This is a genomic window from Pseudomonas sp. UF-293 (assembly GCF_058245595.1).
This window is the reverse complement of the sequence record NZ_JBSICA010000039.1, coordinates 1-17,108: the sequence shown is the minus strand read 5'-3', so window position 1 is coordinate 17,108 and position 17,108 is coordinate 1. Positions and strand designations below refer to the sequence as shown.

Here is a 17,108-nt window from a genome sequence, read left to right as displayed (position 1 = left end):
TTATCATCTGCGGCATGACAACTACTGCCCCTTCGACTCCAGGCGTTCAACTGCTTGAAGTCTCGCCGGAGTATGCCGGCCAACGAATCGACAACTTTCTCCTCGCCCGGCTCAAAGGCGTGCCCAAGACCTTGATTTACCGCATTTTGCGCAAAGGCGAAGTGCGCGTGAACAAAGGTCGGATCAAGCCCGAATACAAGCTGCAGGCCGGCGACATCGTGCGCGTGCCGCCGGTTCGCGTGCCTGAGCGCGACGAACCGGTGCCGCTGGCCCAGGGGCTGTTGCAGCGCCTGGAGGCCTCGATCGTCTTCGAAGACAAGGCCCTGATCGTGATCAACAAGCCCGCCGGCATTGCGGTTCATGGCGGTAGCGGGCTGAATTTCGGCGTGATCGAAGCCTTTCGTCAGTTGCGTCCCGATGCCAAGGAGCTGGAGCTGGTTCACCGTCTCGACCGCGACACCTCCGGTCTGCTGATGATCGCCAAGAAGCGCAGCATGTTGCGCCACCTGCACGAGCAACTGCGCGGCGATGGCGTCGACAAGCGCTACATGGCGCTGGTCCGGGGCAATTGGGCAACCTCGATCAAGCAGGTTCGTGCACCGTTGCTCAAGAGCAATCTGCGTTCCGGCGAGCGCATGGTCGAAGTCAATGACGAGGGCAAAGAAGCCCTGACGATGTTCAAGGTGCTGCGCCGCTTCGGTGATTTTGCCACCATGGTCGAAGCTAAACCGGTTACCGGTCGTACCCACCAGATTCGCGTGCACACCTTGCATGCTGGCCATTGCATTGCGGGTGACAGCAAGTATGGCGACGAGGATTTCACCAAGGAAATCCGCGATCTGGGCGGTAAGCGCCTGTTCCTGCACGCTTACATGCTGACGGTGCCGCTGCCCGACGGCGGCAAGCTGAATTTGCAAGCGCCCGTGGACGAAATGTGGGCCAAAACCGTGGAGCGATTGAGTGCGCCCATCTGATTACAAGCTGCTGATTTTCGACTGGGACGGCACCCTCGCCGATTCCATCCATCGGATCGTCGAGGCCATGCATTCGGCGTCCGGACGTTCCGGCTTCGAGCTGCGCGATGACTTCGCCGTCAAAGGCATCATCGGTCTCGGCTTGCCGGAAGCGATTCGCACCCTGTATCCCGAAATCAGCGACGCAGAAATGCTCGCGTTTCGCGAGTACTACGCCGATCACTACATCGCTGCCGAAGCCGTGCCTTCGCCGCTGTTCGAAGGCGTGGTCGAGTCGATGGCGTCGTTTCGCGAGCAGGGTTATCACCTGGCGGTTGCGACGGGCAAAAACCGTCGCGGGCTGGATCGCGTGCTCAAGGCCAATGGCTGGGAAGATTATTTCGATATCACCCGCGCCGCCGATGAAACTGCCAGCAAGCCACACCCTCTGATGCTTGAGCAGATCGTCAGTCACTGCGGCGTACGTCCGCAGCAGGCGTTGATGGTCGGTGATTCGTCGTTCGATCTGCTGATGGCACGCAACGCGGGGATGGATTCGGTGGCGGTCAGTTATGGCGCGCAATCGATCGAGTCCCTGCAGCAGTTCGAGCCACGCCTGTCGATCGACCGTTTTTCTGAATTGCACGCCTGGCTGGGTCAGCGGGCTTAATACGTTTTTGCTGGGGTAGATGGCATGACCGACGAATGGAAAGCACCGGCCAAGGCAAGTGCCGACGACGGTGACGCGAAAAGCTGGAAGCTGTTGGAAAAGACTTTGCTGGCCGGTGTGCAGGAACAACGCCGTTCGCGGCGCTGGGGGATTTTCTTCAAGCTGCTGACGTTTGTTTATCTTTTTGTTGCGCTGCTGCTGTTCACGCCGCTGATGGACATGGAAAAAAGCGCCACTCGCGGCCCGAACTACACGGCGTTGATCGAGATCGACGGCGTGATCGCCGACAAGGAACCGGCCAGCGCCGACAATATCGTTGGCAGCCTGCGTGCGGCATTCGAAGACAAAAAGGTCAAGGGCGTAGTCCTGCGCATCAACAGTCCGGGCGGCAGTCCGGTGCAGTCCGGTTATGTCTATGACGAGATCAAGCGTCTGCGAGCTTTGCACCCGGAGATCAAGCTCTACGCAGTGATTTCCGATCTTGGTGCTTCGGGCGCCTATTACATCGCCAGCGCGGCGGATCAGATCTACGCCGACAAGGCCAGTCTGGTCGGCTCGATCGGCGTGACGGCGGCGGGTTACGGTTTCGTCGGCACCATGGAGAAACTCGGCGTTGAGCGTCGCACCTACACCTCGGGCGAGCACAAGGCGTTCCTTGATCCGTTCCAGCCGCAAAAGCCTGAAGAAACCGCATTCTGGCAAAGCGTGCTCGACACCACGCACAAGCAGTTCATCAACAGCGTCAAGCAGGGCCGTGGCGATCGTCTGAAGGACAAGGAGCATCCGGAGCTGTTTTCCGGACTGGTCTGGTCGGGTGAGCAGGCGCTGCCGCTGGGCCTGATCGATGGCTTGGGCAGTGCCAGTTCGGTGGCGCGTGATGTGATTGGCGAGAAGGAACTGGTGGACTTCACCGTGCAGGAATCGCCGTTCGATCGCTTCTCGAAAAAGCTCGGTGCCAGCGTGGCTGAGCAGTTGGCGATGTGGATGGGTTTCCACGGGCCTTCGTTGCGGTAAATTTTTCAAGGACAGAAGATCGCAGTTTGCCGCAGCTCTTGCACAATCGGTGTGGGAGCTGCCAAAGGCTGCGATCTTTTGCTTTTAAGGGATTTGCACGCCTTCGACCAGCAACATATCGATCAGGCGAATCAGCGGCAGGCCAATCAGGCTGGTGGCGTCCGGGCCTTCGGTCGATTGAAACAGGCTCACACCCAATCCTTCGGCCTTGAAGCTGCCGGCGCAGTCGTACGGCTGCTCGATGCGCAGATAGCGCTCGATGTGCGCCTGATCCAGCTGGCGCATGTGCACGGTGAAGGGCACGCAGTCGACCTGGCATTGGCCGGTCTGGCTATTGAGCAGCGCCAGGCCGGTCAGGAAGGTCACGCTCGCGCCACTGGCCGCCATCAATTGCTCGCGGGCCTTTTCGAAGGTGTGCGGTTTGCCGATGATCTGTTCACCCAGGACGGCAGCCTGGTCAGAACCAATGATCAGGTGAGCAGGGTGGCTGTCCGCCAGGGCTCGGGCCTTTTCTTCAGCGAGGCGTTTGACCAACTCGATTGCGGACTCGCCTGGGCGGTGACTTTCGTCGATGTCGGGCGAGCTGCAGACGAACGGCAAGTGCAGGCGGGCGAGCAATTCGCGGCGATAAGTCGAGCTTGAAGCGAGTAATAAAGGCAGCATGGACGTCTCCTGAGGCAAGTGCGGATTCTAGCGGAGGCGCGCAAGTGACGGACAGGGCACAATTTCCTTTGACATGGGTGGGTGCATCCCTATAATGCTGCGCCTATGTTGAATGACCCGATTCCACCTCACGTTGACCCGCGCAAATTGGCTGACCGTGGCACCACCCTTCAAGGTGAACTGCTGCTGGCCGATTTGAAGAGACTCTGCGACCCGCTTTCCGACGATGTCGGTACGGTGCAGGCCAAATTCGTTTTTGAACGAGATGAACGTAAGTCTGTGGTGATCCACAGCTTTATCGACACCGAAGTCAAAATGGTTTGCCAGCGTTGTCTTGAGCTGGTCACCCTGCCGATCCACAGCGAATGCAGTTACGCGGTGGTGAAGGAGGGTGCGAATACCCAGTCGTTGCCGAAAGGTTATGACGTGCTGGAACTGGGCGAAGATCCATTGGATCTGCAGTCACTGATCGAGGAGGAGCTTCTGCTCGCCTTGCCCATTGTGCCTGCTCATCATCCGGAAGAATGCCAGCAGCCGGCGGGAGCAGATGAGCCCGAACCGAGCGAGGACGAGGTAACGCGGTCCAACCCGTTCAGTGTATTGGCGCAGTTAAAGCGTGACCCAAACGTTTAGGAGTTAATCAATTATGGCTGTTCAGCAGAACAAAAAATCCCGCTCTGCCCGTGACATGCGCCGTTCGCACGACGCTCTCGAGGCTAGCACCCTGTCTGTAGAAAAAACCACTGGTGAAGTTCACCTGCGTCACCACGTATCGCCAGAAGGCGTATACCGTGGCCGTAAAGTGATCGACAAGGGCGCTGACGAGTAATCACTTGTCTGCTCAAGTCATCGCGATTGACGCAATGGGCGGGGACTTCGGTCCCCGCAGCATTGTTCAGGCCAGTCTTGCTTGCCTGTCTGCTACACCCTCGCTGCATCTGACCCTCGTCGGTCAACCCTCCCTTCTTGAAGAACTGATCCACGGCCAGTCGGCTGCCGATCGCGCGCGCCTGACAATTGTTGCGGCCAGCGAAGTCATCACCATGGACGAAAAACCCGCCCAGGCCCTGCGTGGCAAGCCGGATTCGTCGATGCGTGTCGCCCTGGAACTCCTGCGCGATGGCAAGGTGCAGGCCTGTGTCAGTGCCGGCAATACCGGTGCGTTGATGGCCTTGTCGCGATTCGTGCTCAAGACGCTGCCCGGTATTGATCGTCCGGCCATGGTCGCGGCCATTCCGACGCAGACCGGTTATTGCCAGTTGCTCGATCTTGGCGCCAACGTCGATTGCAGCGCCGAGCATCTGTTGCAGTTTGCTGTGATGGGTTCGGTGGCCGCGCAGACCTTGGGCATTGCCCGTCCGCGTGTGGCGCTGCTGAACATCGGCACCGAAGACATCAAGGGCAATCAGCAGGTCAAACTGGCCGCAACGCTGTTGCAGGCTGCGCGCGGGATCAACTACATCGGTTTTATCGAAGGCGACGGCTTGTATCGCGGTGAGGCCGACGTGGTGGTGTGTGACGGCTTCGTCGGCAATATCCTGCTCAAGTCCAGCGAAGGTCTGGCGACGATGATTGCGGCGCGCATCGAGGCGTTGTTCAAGAAAAACTTCGCTTCGCGTGCTGTCGGCGCTCTCGCGCTGCCGTTGATGAAGCGTCTGCAGGCCGACCTGGCCCCGGCGCGACATAATGGCGCAAGCTTTCTCGGTTTGCAGGGCATCGTCGTGAAAAGCCACGGATCGGCCGGCGTGCAGGGCTTTCAGAGTGCGATTCAGCGGGCGCTGATCGAGATTCAGGAGAACCTGCCCGAGCGTCTCCACGGTCGTCTGGAGGAACTGTTGTCTTAGGCGTTTTCGTCGGACAATGCTTAAATGTGACCGCCCGGTTCAAAGGGCCATCCAAACTGTCAGTTTCTGGCGTCCCCAACGGGGCGTTATTTTCCGACGACAAGATCATTAGGGGCTTGTTACATGTCTGCTTCCCTCGCATTCGTCTTTCCAGGACAGGGTTCGCAGTCCCTCGGCATGCTGGCCGAGCTGGGCGCGCAACATCCGCTGATCCTCGAAACCTTTCAAGAAGCCTCTGCTGCGCTGGGCTACGACCTGTGGGCACTGACCCAGCAGGGCCCGGAAGAGCTGCTCAATCAAACCGACAAAACCCAACCGGCCATTCTGACCGCATCGATCGCCCTGTGGCGTCTGTGGCTGGCCGAAGGCGGCGCGCGTCCAGCGTTTGTCGCCGGCCATAGCCTGGGTGAATACAGCGCGCTGGTCGCTGCCGGCAGCCTGACACTGGCTGACGCGGTCAAGCTCGTTGAGCGCCGTGGTCAGTTGATGCAGGAAGCGGTGCCGGCCGGGCAGGGCGGCATGGCCGCGATCCTCGGCCTGGAAGATGCCGACGTGCTGGCTGCCTGCGCCGAAGCGGCGCAAGGCGAAGTCGTCAGCGCAGTGAATTTCAACTCGCCGGGCCAAGTAGTGATCGCCGGTACCAAGGCGGCTGTCGAGCGCGCCATCGAAGGCTGCAAGGCCCGTGGTGCCAAACGCGCCATGCCGTTGCCGGTGAGCGTGCCGTCGCACTGCGAGCTGATGCGTCCGGCTGCCGAGCGCTTCGCCGAATCCATCGCCGCCATCGACTGGCAGGCGCCGCAGATCCCGGTAGTGCAGAACGTCAGCGCTCAAGTGCCGGTCGATCTGGAAACCCTCAAGCGTGATCTGCTCGAACAGCTCTACAAGCCAGTGCGCTGGGTTGAATCGGTGCAGACTTTGGCCGCCAAGGGCGCGACCAATCTGGTCGAATGCGGCCCGGGCAAAGTCCTCGCTGGTCTGAACAAGCGTTGCGCCGAAGGCGTTTCGACTTCCAATCTCAATACCCCAGACGCCTTCGCTGCCGCTCGCGCAGCGCAGGCCTGAATCAGGAGAAACTTGCATGAGTCTGCAAGGTAAAGTTGCACTGGTCACCGGTGCAAGCCGCGGTATCGGCCAGGCCATCGCGCTGGAACTGGGTCGTCAAGGCGCCATCGTTGTCGGCACCGCGACCTCCGCGTCGGGCGCCGAGCGCATTGCCGCGACCCTGAAGGAAAACGGTATCCAGGGTGCCGGTTTCGAACTCAATGTCACCAGCGACGAATCGGTCAGCGCGGTACTGGCGGGCATTCAGGAGCAGTTCGGTGCGCCGGTGGCGATTCTGGTCAATAATGCCGGTATCACCCGCGATAACCTGATGATGCGCATGAAAGACGACGAGTGGTACGACGTGATCGATACCAACCTGAACAGTCTGTATCGCCTGTCCAAAGGCGTTTTGCGTGGCATGACCAAAGCGCGTTGGGGTCGGATTATCAGTATTGGTTCGGTGGTGGGTGCCATGGGCAACGCCGGCCAAGTAAACTATGCAGCCGCCAAGGCCGGTCTGGAAGGTTTCAGTCGGGCGATGGCGCGTGAAGTCGGTTCGCGTTCGATTACGGTCAACTCGGTAACCCCAGGGTTCATCGACACCGATATGACCCGCGAACTGCCTGAAGCACAGCGTGAAGCCTTGCAGACGCAGATTCCGCTGGGTCGTCTGGGGCAAGCTCAAGAGATCGCGTCCGTGGTCGCTTTTCTTGCATCCGACGGTGCGGCATACGTTACCGGGGCTACAATCCCGGTGAACGGTGGGATGTACATGTAAGTAAAATGTGACGGATTGCTTCAAAAAAATGTCATACGAGCTGTCTAAAATCCGTTATAAAGCTGCAATCTATTTATAGGCAGAGGGTCGCAGGGTTTGAGGAGTGAAGCTTTCAGTTGAAAAACTGAAAAGGCTTTCTATACACTTACCCACTGGCCAGCTGCCTGAATTTGTCCATTAGGAGTGAAAACAAGGTATGAGCACCATCGAAGAGCGCGTCAAGAAAATCGTTGCCGAGCAACTGGGTGTTAAAGAAGAAGAAGTGGTCAACACCGCTTCCTTCGTAGAAGACCTGGGTGCCGACTCCCTTGACACCGTTGAGCTGGTGATGGCTCTGGAAGAGGAATTCGAGACCGAAATCCCTGACGAAGAAGCTGAAAAGATCACTACTGTACAAGCTGCAATCGACTACGTTACCAGCCACCAGGCGTAATAGTTTGTAATCGTTGCTTGCTGTCATGGAAAAACCGCACTGCCATCATGGCGTGCGGTTTTTTCTTTAGGCCTGATGCAAAGTCGTCATTTGAAAAAGGAGAGTGCTGTGTCGCGTAGACGCGTCGTAGTCACCGGTATGGGTATGTTGTCGCCACTGGGCACGGATGTGCCGAGCAGTTGGCAGGGCATTCTGGCTGGCCGCAGTGGCATTGGTCTGATCGAACACACCGACCTTTCTGCCTATTCGACCCGCTTTGGCGGTTCGGTCAAAGGCTTCAATGTCGAGGAATACCTGTCGGTCAAGGAAGCGCGCAAGCTCGACCTGTTCATTCAGTACGGCCTCGCCGCAGGCTTTCAAGCCGTGCGCAACGCCGGTCTGGAAGTCACCGATGCCAACCGTGAGCGCATTGGCGTGGCCATGGGTTCGGGGATTGGCGGTCTGACCAACATCGAAGAGACCAGCCGCACCCTGCACGAGACCGGTCCGCGACGGATCTCTCCGTTCTTTGTGCCTGGCTCGATCATCAATATGATTTCCGGCTTCCTGTCGATCCATCTGGGCGCACAGGGACCCAACTACGCCATCGCCACCGCATGCACCACCGGCACGCACTGCATCGGCATGGCGGCGCGCAACATCATGTACGACGAAGCCGACGTGATGATTGCCGGCGGTGCAGAAATGGCCGCCTGCGGCCTGGGCATGGGCGGCTTCGGGGCGTCCCGTGCGCTGTCGACGCGCAACGACGAGCCGACCCGCGCCAGCCGTCCGTGGGACAAGGGTCGTGATGGCTTCGTTCTGTCCGACGGTGCTGGAGCTCTGGTTCTCGAAGAGCTCGAACACGCCAAGGCCCGTGGTGCAACGATCTACGCCGAACTGATCGGTTTCGGCACCAGTGGCGATGCATTCCACATGACCTCGCCACCCGCCGACGGCGCCGGTGCCGCGCGCTGCATCACCAATGCCTTGCGTGACGCGAAGATCAATGTCGATCAAGTGCAGTACATCAACGCCCACGGCACTTCGACCCCGGCCGGCGACCTTGCCGAAGCCAATGCGATCAAGTCGGTGTTCGGCGATCACGCCTACAAGCTGGCGGTCAGCTCGACCAAGTCGATGACCGGTCACCTGTTGGGTGCAGCGGGCGCAGTCGAGGCGATCTTCAGCGTGCTGGCGATCAACAGCCAAGTGGCGCCGCCGACCATCAACCTCGATGAGCCGGATGAAGGCTGCGATCTCGATTTCGTTGCGCACACTGCGCGCAACATGGACATCGATGTCGTGCTGTCCAACTCATTCGGTTTTGGCGGCACCAACGGTACGCTGGCGTTCCGCCGGTTCGCCGGCTGATGGACAGCTGGGTCGACGGTCAACCGGCTGACGCGCTGTCGCTGAAAGATCGCGGCCTGGCTTACGGCGATGGTCTGTTCGAGACCATTGCTGTGCACAATGGTCAGCCGATCCTGCTGGATCGGCATCTGGCGCGTCTGGCTGATGGCTGCGCGCGTCTGGCCATCGCGACCGATCTCGAGCTGATTCGCCGTGAGCTGCTCAGCTACGCGGCAGCGATGGAGGAGGGCGTACTCAAGCTCATCCTCACTCGCGGCGATGGCTTGCGCGGTTATGCGCCCGACCCTGCGGCGCAGGGCCGACGCATTCTGCAAGGCAGCCCGCCGGCGGCTTATCCTGCTGCTCACGCCGAGCATGGCATCCGCCTGTTTCCCTGCACCACCCGCTTGTCCACGCAACCTCTGCTGGCCGGGCTCAAACATCTGAATCGACTGGAACAGGTGCTCGCCCGCGCCGAATGGCAGGACAGCGAGCATGCCGAAGGCTTGATGCTCGATCAGGCCGGGCGCGTCGTCGAAGGCGTGTTCAGCAATATTTTCCTGGTGCGTGACGGCGGGCTGATGACGCCTGACTTGAAGCGCTGCGGCGTTGCCGGGGTGATGCGCGCGGAAATATTGTTTCAGGCCGAGTCACTGGCCATCCCCACCCAAATTGCCGATATCAGCCTCGAACAGCTGCAATGGGCTGATGAAGTGTTTGTCTGCAACAGCGTTTATGGCGTCTGGCCGGTACGCGCCTGTGCTGCACTGAGCTGGCCGGTTGGCCCGCTCACCCGTAAACTGCAAACCATTGCCCGCGCGCTACTGGATGCTTGATTCGTGAGACGTAAACTTTTGCTGCTGCTGGAAACCGGACTGGTTCTGGCAGGGCTGCTGTTGGGCGCCAGCGCCTGGAAAATTCATTCGGCGCTGGAACAGCCCCTGAACATCCCGCAGGAACAACTGCTGGATGTACCGAAAGGCTCTACACCGACCCGTACCTTCCTTGAACTCGAAACCGATGGCGTCATCAAGGACGCGTTCTGGCTGCGCGTCTACTGGCGCTTCAATCTTGCCGGCACACCGATTCACAGCGGCGAGTACCGCATGCAGCCGGGTATGACCGTCAACGGTCTGATTGATTCGTGGAAGCGTGGCGACGTGGTTCAGTACAGTCTGACCCTGGTCGAAGGCTGGACTTTCCATCAAGTGCGTGCCGCTTTGGCCAAGGATGAAAAGCTGGAGCAGACCCTCAATGGTCTGAGCGACAGCGACGTCATGGCGAAGATTGGCCACAAGGGCTTGTTCCCCGAAGGCCGGTTTTTCCCGGACACCTATCGTTTCGTACGCGGCATGTCCGATGCCGAGCTGCTGAAGAAAGCCTTTGACCGTCTCGACGAGGTGCTCGCCAAAGAGTGGGCGCAGCGTTCTGCCGATGTGCCTTACAGCGAACCTTATCAAGCGCTGATCATGGCCTCGTTGGTCGAAAAAGAGACCGGCGTTCCGCAGGAGCGCGGGCAGATTGCCGGTGTGTTCGTACGGCGCATGGCGCTGGGCATGCAGTTGCAGACCGATCCGACGGTGATTTATGGCCTCGGCGACCGCTACACGGGCAAACTGACCCGCGCCCACCTGAAAGAGCCGACGCCCTATAACACCTACGTTATTCCCGGTTTGCCACCTACCCCGATTGCGATGGTCGGGCGCGAAGCGATTCATGCTGCGCTCAACCCGGTGGAAGGCAGCAGCCTGTATTTCGTTGCCCGTGGCGATGGCAGCCATGTGTTTTCCGATGATCTGGATGCGCACAACAACGCGGTGCGCGAATACCAGCTCAAGCGCCGTGCCGATTACCGTTCCAGCCCGGCACCAGTAACCGCGCCGGCCACCGATGAGGCGATTCCGGCGGCCTCGCCGAACACCGCGCCCGAGGCGCTGCCGCAAGTGCCGCCGCAAGAACCTGCGCCAGCCCCGGAACCGGACGCCGCTGCACCACAGAACGCGCAATGACTTTGATGAAGGACTGCCTGTGACTGGCTTGTTTATTACCCTGGAAGGCCCGGAAGGCGCGGGCAAGAGCACCAACCGCGAATACCTCGCCGAGCGCCTGCGCGCCGCCGGTATCGAAGTGCTGCTGACCCGTGAGCCTGGCGGTACGCCACTGGCCGAGCGGATTCGTGACGTGTTGCTGACCCCGGCCGACGAAGTGATGCACCCGGACGCCGAGCTGCTGCTGGTGTTCGCCGCACGCGCCCAGCATCTGGCAGAGGTGATTCGCCCGGCGCTGGCCCGTGGCGCAGTGGTGCTGTGTGACCGTTTCACCGACTCGACATACGCCTATCAGGGCGGCGGTCGTGGCTTGTCGCTGGAGCGCATCGCCGCCCTGGAAACGTTCGTGCAGGGCGACTTGCGGCCCGATCTGACACTGATTTTCGATCTGCCCGTAGAGATCGGTCTGGCCCGCGCCAGTGCCCGTGGTCGCCTGGACCGTTTCGAACTCGAAGGCCGGGCGTTTTTCGAGAACGTGCGCAATGCGTTCCTGAAGCGCGCTGAAGCCGACCCGGCGCGCTACGTGCGCATTGATGCCGGTCAATCATTGGACAAGGTTCAGCAGTCGCTGGATACCTTGTTGCCCAACCTGCTGGAGCTGGCCCGTGGCTGAGGCCTATCCATGGCAGGACAGCCTTTGGCAGCAACTGGCCGGACGCAGTCAGCATGCCCACGCGTATCTGCTGCACGGTCCGGCCGGTATCGGCAAACGTGCGCTTGCCGAGCGCTTGATGGCCAGCCTGCTGTGTCAGCGCCCCACGCCTGAGGCGTGCGGCGAGTGCAAATCCTGTCTGCTGCTCAAGGCCGGCAGTCATCCGGACAATTACATTCTCGAGCCGGAAGAGGCGGACAAGGCGATCAAGGTCGATCAGGTTCGTGATCTGGTCAGTTTCGTCGTGCAGACCGCGCAGCTTGGCGGGCGCAAAGTGGTGTTGATCGAGCCGGTCGAGTCGATGAATATCAATGCTGCCAACGCCTTGCTCAAAAGTCTTGAAGAGCCGTCCGGCGACACGGTTCTGCTGTTGGTCAGTCACCAGCCGAGCCGTTTGTTGCCAACCATCAAGAGCCGCTGCGTACAGCAGGCCTGCCCGCTGCCGGGCGAGGCGATGAGTCTGCAATGGCTGGCCCAGGCGCTGCCGGATTGCGCGGAAGAAGAGCGCGTCGAACTGCTGACGCTGGCCGCCGGTTCGCCGCTGATGGCGGTCAGCCTGCAATCCCAGGGCGTACGTGAACAGCGTGCAAAAGTGGTCGAAGGCGTAAAAAAGTTGCTCAAGGGCCAGCAATCGCCGACGCAATTGGCCGAAGAGTGGAAAAGCATTCCGATGCTGCGCCTGTTCGATTGGTTCTGCGACTGGTCGAGCCTGATCCTGCGTTATCAACTGACTCAGGACGAAGCCGGCCTCGGCTTGGCCGATATGCGCAAGGTCGTGCAGTACCTGGCGCAGAAAAGCGCGCAGGGCAAAGTGCTGGATATTCAGGACTGGATTCTCGCCCAACGGCAGAAAGTGTTGAGCAAGGCCAACCTCAATCCGGCCTTGCTGCTGGAAGCATTGTTGGTGCAATGGGTGGGATTGCCTGGTCAAAGATAAGAATGTGTACCTAGACTCTGAAGATCAGCAGTGGAGGTGAACATGATTGAGCCTGTTAGCCCGGGGCCGCGTAACGGCATCTTGTCCCTGACCATCAAGGACAAGTCGGTGCTTTACGCCGCCTACATGCCGTTCATCAGGAATGGTGGTCTGTTCATCCCGACCAACAAAAGCTACCGGTTGGGCGACGAGGTGTTCATGCTTTTGCACCTGATGGATGAAGCGGAAAAAATTCCCGTCGCCGGCAAAGTTGCCTGGATCACTCCCAAAGGCGCACAAGGCAATCGCGCCGCCGGTGTCGGTGTGCAATTCAACGACGGCGACGACACTGCGCGCAGTCGCATAGAAACTCATCTGGCCGGAGCGCTGAAATCCGACCGTCCCACTCATACGATGTAAGTTGCAGTCCTTTTTATGCTCGTAGATTCCCATTGTCACCTTGATCGTCTCGACCTCGCCGCCCATGACGGCTCGCTGGATGCCGCACTCGCTGCGGCTCGCGAGCGCGGGGTCGGACACTTTCTGTGCATCGGCGTCAGTGCCGACAACGCCGCCGACGTCAAAGCCCTCGCCGAGCGGTATGCCGACGTTGATTGCTCGGTCGGCGTGCATCCGCTGGATGTGCAGCCGGGCGCGGCACCGGCGCTGGACTGGCTGCTGCACGAACTCAATCACCCGAAAGTGGTGGCGATCGGCGAAACCGGCCTCGATTATCACTACGAGCCGGAAGCCGCCGAGTTGCAGCAGGAATCGTTTCGCCTGCACCTGCAAGCGGCGCAGCAGACCGGCAAACCGGTGATCATCCACACTCGCGGCGCCCGTGCCGACACCCTTGAACTGTTGCGCGAAGCGGCGCTGCCTCAGGCCGGCGTGTTGCATTGCTTCACCGAAGACTGGGACATGGCCAAAGCGGCGCTGGACATGGGGTATTACATTTCCCTGTCGGGCATCGTCACGTTCCGCAATGCCGACGCCCTGCGTGATGTGGCGAGTAAAGTGCCGGCCGATCGCCTGCTGGTGGAAACCGACTCGCCGTACCTGGCGCCGATCCCGTATCGCGGCAAGCCGAACCTGCCGCAGTACGTGCGCGAAGTGGCGGAGTTTCTGGCGATGCTGCGTGGTGAGAACTACGAGCGCTTTGCCGAGCAGACCACGGAAAACTTCAAGCGCTTGTTCCCGCTGGCGAGTGTTAAATCTGCCCTGTGACGGCTGGCCAAATCGCAGGCAAAAAAAACCCGGGTTCTGGGGGGTGAATCCGGGTTAAGACCATTAGGAGTAAAACAAAGGCACGCGGTCCGTTGGTACCTTTACCGGCACGACACTTGGGGGAGATGTCGCCCGACAGTTCAAGTATTGATCAGTCTGGCGTGCAGTCCAGTGAGCCGGTCGGGGTTTTTAAACAAATTTGGAATACGTTTGCTTCAGTTGAGTTCTCATTGCACTCCAATCGTTCTCAAAATGAACAAGAAACACAGATTTGGTCGATGAACCGTGCTTTTTTGTGCAAGTTAGGCATAATACGCGGCTTCGAATTTTGACCCTTCAGACCTTTTTCTTATGCATAAAGAACCTCGTAAGGTCCGTGAATTTCGTCGCCGCGAGCAGGAAATTCTCGATACCGCGCTCAAGCTGTTCCTCGACCAGGGTGAAGACAGTGTCACCGTCGAGATGATTGCTGATGCCGTGGGTATCGGCAAAGGCACGATCTACAAGCACTTCAAATCCAAGGCCGAGATCTACTTGCGCCTGATGCTCGACTACGAGCGCGATCTGAACGAGCTGCTGCATTCGGCGGATGTCGACAAGGACAAGGAAGCGCTGTCGCGCGCCTACTTCGAATTCCGCATGCGCGACCCGCAGCGCTATCGTCTGTTCGACCGCCTCGAAGAGAAAGTGGTCAAGGGCAATCAGGTGCCGGAGATGGTCGAGGAGCTGCACAAGATCCGTGCCTCGAACTTCGAACGCCTGACGCTGCTGATCAAGGGCCGCATCAGCGAAGGCAAGCTCGAAGACGTGCCGCCGTACTTCCACTACTGCGCATCCTGGGCGCTGGTGCATGGCGCGGTGGCGCTGTATCACTCGCCGTTCTGGAGCAATGTGCTGGAAGATCAGGAAGGTTTCTTCCAGTTCCTGATGGACATCGGCGTGCGCATGGGCAACAAGCGCAAGCGCGACCCGGAAACGCCGAGCACATAAGTCATTCAGCGGGCTGATTGCGCCGTGTTTTCGCAACATGGCGCAATAGCACAGGAATATACTCAGGCTTAGGGCTTGCTAAAACCTGATTTCTCAGTCAAGTTTTGCTCGCTCGATTTTCTTTCGCCGGAGTGTTTCATGATCGTTGACCGTCAAGGCAGGCGTTTTCGCAATTTGCGCATCAGCCTGACCTCTGCCTGCAATTACGCCTGTACCTATTGCGTGCCCAACGGCAAACGGTTGGTGGCTGCGCAGGATGAACTGTCGGCCGAAGCCATGGCACGCGGCGTCGAATACCTGATCGAAGCGGCCGGCATCGAGCGCCTGCGCATCACTGGCGGCGAGCCACTGGTCAGCCCCAAACTCGAATCGTTCATGACTGCCGTCGGCCAGATGGGCCTCGACGACATCAGCCTGACCACCAACGGTCAACTCCTCGCGAAAAAACTCCCGTTGCTGGTGGATGCCGGTCTGCGTCGGATCAACGTTTCCCTCGATACGCTTGATGCCGCTGCTTTCCGCAGCATCGCTCGTGGCGGCGATCTGGCCAGCGTGCTCGATGGCATGGATCAGGCTGCCGCCGCCGGGATGAAGATCAAGGTCAACATGGTGCCGTTGCGCGGGCAAAACCTCGATCAGGTCATGCCGTTGCTTGATTACTGTCTGGAGCGCGGCTTCGAACTGCGCTTCATCGAGCTGATGCGCATGGGCCACCTGGCCAAGGATTCCAATGCCTTCCTGCAGCAGTTCGTCAGCCTTGAGCAGTTGCTCGGCCTGATTGGCGAGCGCTATGAATACGCCCAGACCGACGCACCGGTGGACGCCACGGCGGTACGCTACGCGATTCCCGGTCGCGGCACTTTCGGGGTGATCGCCAACGAAAGCGTGCCGTTCTGCCGCACCTGCTCGCGCCTGCGCCTGTCCTCGACCGGTTGGCTGCATGGCTGCCTGTCGTCGAGCAACCGCCACTATGTCGGCGATCTGCTCGACAAGCCGCGCCATCAGGCGTTGCCGGCGCTGCAACGTTTGCTGGTCAAGGCGTTGGGTGACAAGCAGGAGGTGGCGTTCTCTGGCGGCGCTACTGTCATGAAGATCATTGGCGGCTGATTAACCGCCTTCGCGAGCAGGTCGAATCGTCGCACCGTCGCTCCCACCTTTGGAATGCATTTCAATTGTGGGAGCGAGCCTGCTCGCGAATGCCTCTATCACTGAATTTGCCGAGCTGGCGCAAAAGCTGCATCCAACGGCCATTCGCCGGTTTTCCGACACCGGCTTCTGGAGGAATAGGATGCGTAGCCTGGTTTTGCTGCTGGCCGTTTTGGCACTTGGCGGCTGCATGAATGTCAGCGATATGGCCGAAGGCACTCGCTATCACATGAGCGATGCGGGGTTTCTGGACCACAGCGACAGCCGCCGGGTGAACAATATCCGCATTCAGCCGGACTCGTTCATCTTCATCGCCCAGGGCGCGTTCGCGCCACCGGGTGGTTCCTATCCACGGCCGAACGTGGTCGCCGAAGAAGCCTTCAAGGGCTTTGTCGAATACTTCCCGATGGTCCGCCGTGCCCGTGCGCCGGAAGGCCTCGACCAAGCCATGGGCGAAGCCCGGGATGCCGGCGCGCATTACCTGCTCTACACACGTTTCGCCAAGGCTGACGACCGCATTGGCAACTCCGACGAGTGGCTGGATCAGGAAGCCGTGGATCGCCTCGGTATCGATGGCGGCGTGATTCAGATCATGTTGATCGAGACCAGCACCCAGTATTTGATTGATACTGCACGGATCAAGAGTCGTGGCGGTTTACTGACGTTCCATGACTCCAAACCCGAAGACCTCATCGGTCCGCCGCTGGCGCAATACGCACGCAGCCTGCTGGGGATCGGCGACCAGTAATCAAGGAGTACGCCATGAGTGACCCGCAAACAGCCAATGACCTGCTGGGGCAGATCCCCAAGACCAAAGGCCTGCCACCGGTGCATTTGTGGAACCCGGATTTCTGCGGCGACATTGACATGCGCATCGCCCGCGACGGCACCTGGTATTACCTGGGTACGCCGATCGGGCGCAAGCCGATGGTCAAACTGTTCTCCACCATCATCCGCCGCGACGGCGATGATTACTTCCTGATCACCCCGGTCGAGAAGGTCGGGATCAAGGTCGATGACGCGCCGTTCATAGCGGTTGCCGTAGAAGTGGAAGGCGAGGGCCAGGCGCAGGTTCTGCGCTTTACCACCAACGTCGATGAAACCGCCGAGGCGGGGGCTGAGCATCCGATCCGTGTCGAGATAGATCCTCAGACCCAGGAGCCTGCGCCTTATGTGCATGTGCGCAGCAACCTTGAAGCACTGATTCACCGCAATGTGTTTTACCAGTTGGTGGAACTGGCGGTGAGCCGCGAGATCGATGGCCAGCGCTGGTTGGGCGTGTGGAGTGGCGGCGAGTTCTTTCGCATCGGGCTGGAACCCTGACACAGCATCAAAATGTGGGAGCGGGCTTGCTCGCGAATGCGGTGGTTCAGTCAAATAGTTTGCTGACTGACACGC

Annotated in this window: 21 protein-coding genes; 20 read left to right on the top strand and 1 reads right to left on the bottom strand. The window is 59.7% G+C overall.

Features of this window, described 5'->3' with window-relative positions:
- Positions 1-14: 14 nt before the first annotated feature.
- The 3 genes from rluC to sppA are packed head-to-tail and all read left to right on the top strand — an operon-like array spanning position 15 to position 2,637.
- Entirely contained in the window at positions 15-974 is a 960-nt protein-coding gene (rluC, locus tag AC4IHP_RS25480; RefSeq protein WP_415761807.1) for a 23S rRNA pseudouridine(955/2504/2580) synthase RluC, read from the top strand.
- Positions 961-1,623: an HAD-IA family hydrolase gene (locus AC4IHP_RS25475; RefSeq protein WP_217862820.1), complete on the top strand. Its 663-nt coding sequence runs from the start codon at positions 961-963 to the stop codon at positions 1,621-1,623. The genes rluC and AC4IHP_RS25475 overlap by 14 nt, the downstream gene beginning before the upstream one ends.
- A 24-nt stretch (positions 1,624-1,647) precedes the next feature.
- Positions 1,648-2,637 (top strand): signal peptide peptidase SppA, encoded by a 990-nt coding sequence (gene sppA, locus AC4IHP_RS25470; protein ID WP_076563808.1) that lies wholly within the window; start codon positions 1,648-1,650, stop codon positions 2,635-2,637.
- 84 nt (positions 2,638-2,721) lie between these two features.
- Here the strand turns inward: sppA and AC4IHP_RS25465 are convergent, their stop codons facing one another.
- A complete protein-coding gene (locus tag AC4IHP_RS25465; RefSeq protein WP_490833038.1) occupies positions 2,722-3,300 on the bottom strand; it encodes a Maf family protein in 579 nt (192 codons plus the stop codon).
- Between the two features lie 105 nt (positions 3,301-3,405).
- Here AC4IHP_RS25465 and AC4IHP_RS25460 point away from each other — a divergent pair, with 105 nt between their 5' ends.
- The 17 genes from AC4IHP_RS25460 to AC4IHP_RS25380 all read left to right on the top strand — a co-directional run bounded on the left by AC4IHP_RS25460 (position 3,406) and on the right by AC4IHP_RS25380 (position 17,033).
- Positions 3,406-3,933 carry a YceD family protein gene (locus AC4IHP_RS25460; RefSeq protein ID WP_003204262.1) on the top strand — a complete coding sequence of 176 codons (528 nt, stop codon included), beginning with the start codon at positions 3,406-3,408 and terminating at the stop codon, positions 3,931-3,933.
- A gap of 13 nt (positions 3,934-3,946) precedes the next feature.
- On the top strand, positions 3,947-4,129 hold the full coding sequence (rpmF, locus tag AC4IHP_RS25455; protein ID WP_003179396.1) for a 50S ribosomal protein L32: 183 nt from the start codon (positions 3,947-3,949) through the stop codon (positions 4,127-4,129).
- A gap of 4 nt (positions 4,130-4,133) precedes the next feature.
- Positions 4,134-5,144, top strand: coding sequence for a phosphate acyltransferase PlsX (plsX, locus tag AC4IHP_RS25450; protein WP_081932528.1), 1,011 nt, complete (start codon positions 4,134-4,136; stop codon positions 5,142-5,144).
- Positions 5,145-5,267: 123 nt separating this feature from the next.
- Positions 5,268-6,206, top strand: coding sequence for an ACP S-malonyltransferase (fabD, locus tag AC4IHP_RS25445; RefSeq protein ID WP_490833037.1), 939 nt, complete (start codon positions 5,268-5,270; stop codon positions 6,204-6,206).
- A 16-nt stretch (positions 6,207-6,222) separates the two neighbouring features.
- A complete protein-coding gene (gene fabG, locus AC4IHP_RS25440; protein ID WP_016770989.1) occupies positions 6,223-6,966 on the top strand; it encodes a 3-oxoacyl-ACP reductase FabG in 744 nt (247 codons plus the stop codon).
- 196 nt (positions 6,967-7,162) lie between these two features.
- On the top strand, positions 7,163-7,399 hold the full coding sequence (gene acpP, locus AC4IHP_RS25435; RefSeq protein WP_003175607.1) for an acyl carrier protein: 237 nt from the start codon (positions 7,163-7,165) through the stop codon (positions 7,397-7,399).
- Between the two features lie 108 nt (positions 7,400-7,507).
- Positions 7,508-8,752: a beta-ketoacyl-ACP synthase II gene (gene fabF / locus AC4IHP_RS25430; protein WP_038860467.1), complete on the top strand. Its 1,245-nt coding sequence runs from the start codon at positions 7,508-7,510 to the stop codon at positions 8,750-8,752.
- Entirely contained in the window at positions 8,752-9,567 is an 816-nt protein-coding gene (gene pabC / locus AC4IHP_RS25425) for an aminodeoxychorismate lyase (RefSeq protein ID WP_460120732.1), read from the top strand. The genes fabF and pabC overlap by 1 nt, the downstream gene beginning before the upstream one ends.
- 3 nt (positions 9,568-9,570) lie before the next feature.
- Positions 9,571-10,740, top strand: coding sequence for an endolytic transglycosylase MltG (gene mltG / locus AC4IHP_RS25420; protein WP_460120730.1), 1,170 nt, complete (start codon positions 9,571-9,573; stop codon positions 10,738-10,740).
- A 19-nt stretch (positions 10,741-10,759) separates the two neighbouring features.
- Entirely contained in the window at positions 10,760-11,392 is a 633-nt protein-coding gene (tmk, locus tag AC4IHP_RS25415) for a dTMP kinase (protein ID WP_490833036.1), read from the top strand.
- Entirely contained in the window at positions 11,385-12,368 is a 984-nt protein-coding gene (locus AC4IHP_RS25410; protein ID WP_460120726.1) for a DNA polymerase III subunit delta', read from the top strand. The genes tmk and AC4IHP_RS25410 overlap by 8 nt, the downstream gene beginning before the upstream one ends.
- Positions 12,369-12,410: 42 nt before the next feature.
- Positions 12,411-12,767: a PilZ domain-containing protein gene (locus AC4IHP_RS25405; RefSeq protein WP_129997381.1), complete on the top strand. Its 357-nt coding sequence runs from the start codon at positions 12,411-12,413 to the stop codon at positions 12,765-12,767.
- Positions 12,768-12,782: 15 nt separating this feature from the next.
- Positions 12,783-13,574 (top strand): TatD family hydrolase, encoded by a 792-nt coding sequence (locus AC4IHP_RS25400; protein ID WP_116658525.1) that lies wholly within the window; start codon positions 12,783-12,785, stop codon positions 13,572-13,574.
- 351 nt (positions 13,575-13,925) lie between these two features.
- Positions 13,926-14,564, top strand: coding sequence for a TetR/AcrR family transcriptional regulator (locus AC4IHP_RS25395; RefSeq protein ID WP_016770981.1), 639 nt, complete (start codon positions 13,926-13,928; stop codon positions 14,562-14,564).
- A gap of 138 nt (positions 14,565-14,702) precedes the next feature.
- Positions 14,703-15,671: a GTP 3',8-cyclase MoaA gene (locus AC4IHP_RS25390; protein WP_041479439.1), complete on the top strand. Its 969-nt coding sequence runs from the start codon at positions 14,703-14,705 to the stop codon at positions 15,669-15,671.
- Between the two features lie 181 nt (positions 15,672-15,852).
- The gene (locus AC4IHP_RS25385) at positions 15,853-16,458 is read left to right on the top strand and encodes a DUF4823 domain-containing protein (RefSeq protein ID WP_490833035.1); all 606 of its coding nucleotides are present in this window, start codon (positions 15,853-15,855) and stop codon (positions 16,456-16,458) included.
- A 14-nt stretch (positions 16,459-16,472) separates the two neighbouring features.
- Entirely contained in the window at positions 16,473-17,033 is a 561-nt protein-coding gene (locus AC4IHP_RS25380) for a DUF1285 domain-containing protein (RefSeq protein ID WP_490833034.1), read from the top strand.
- Positions 17,034-17,108: the final 75 nt, after the last annotated feature.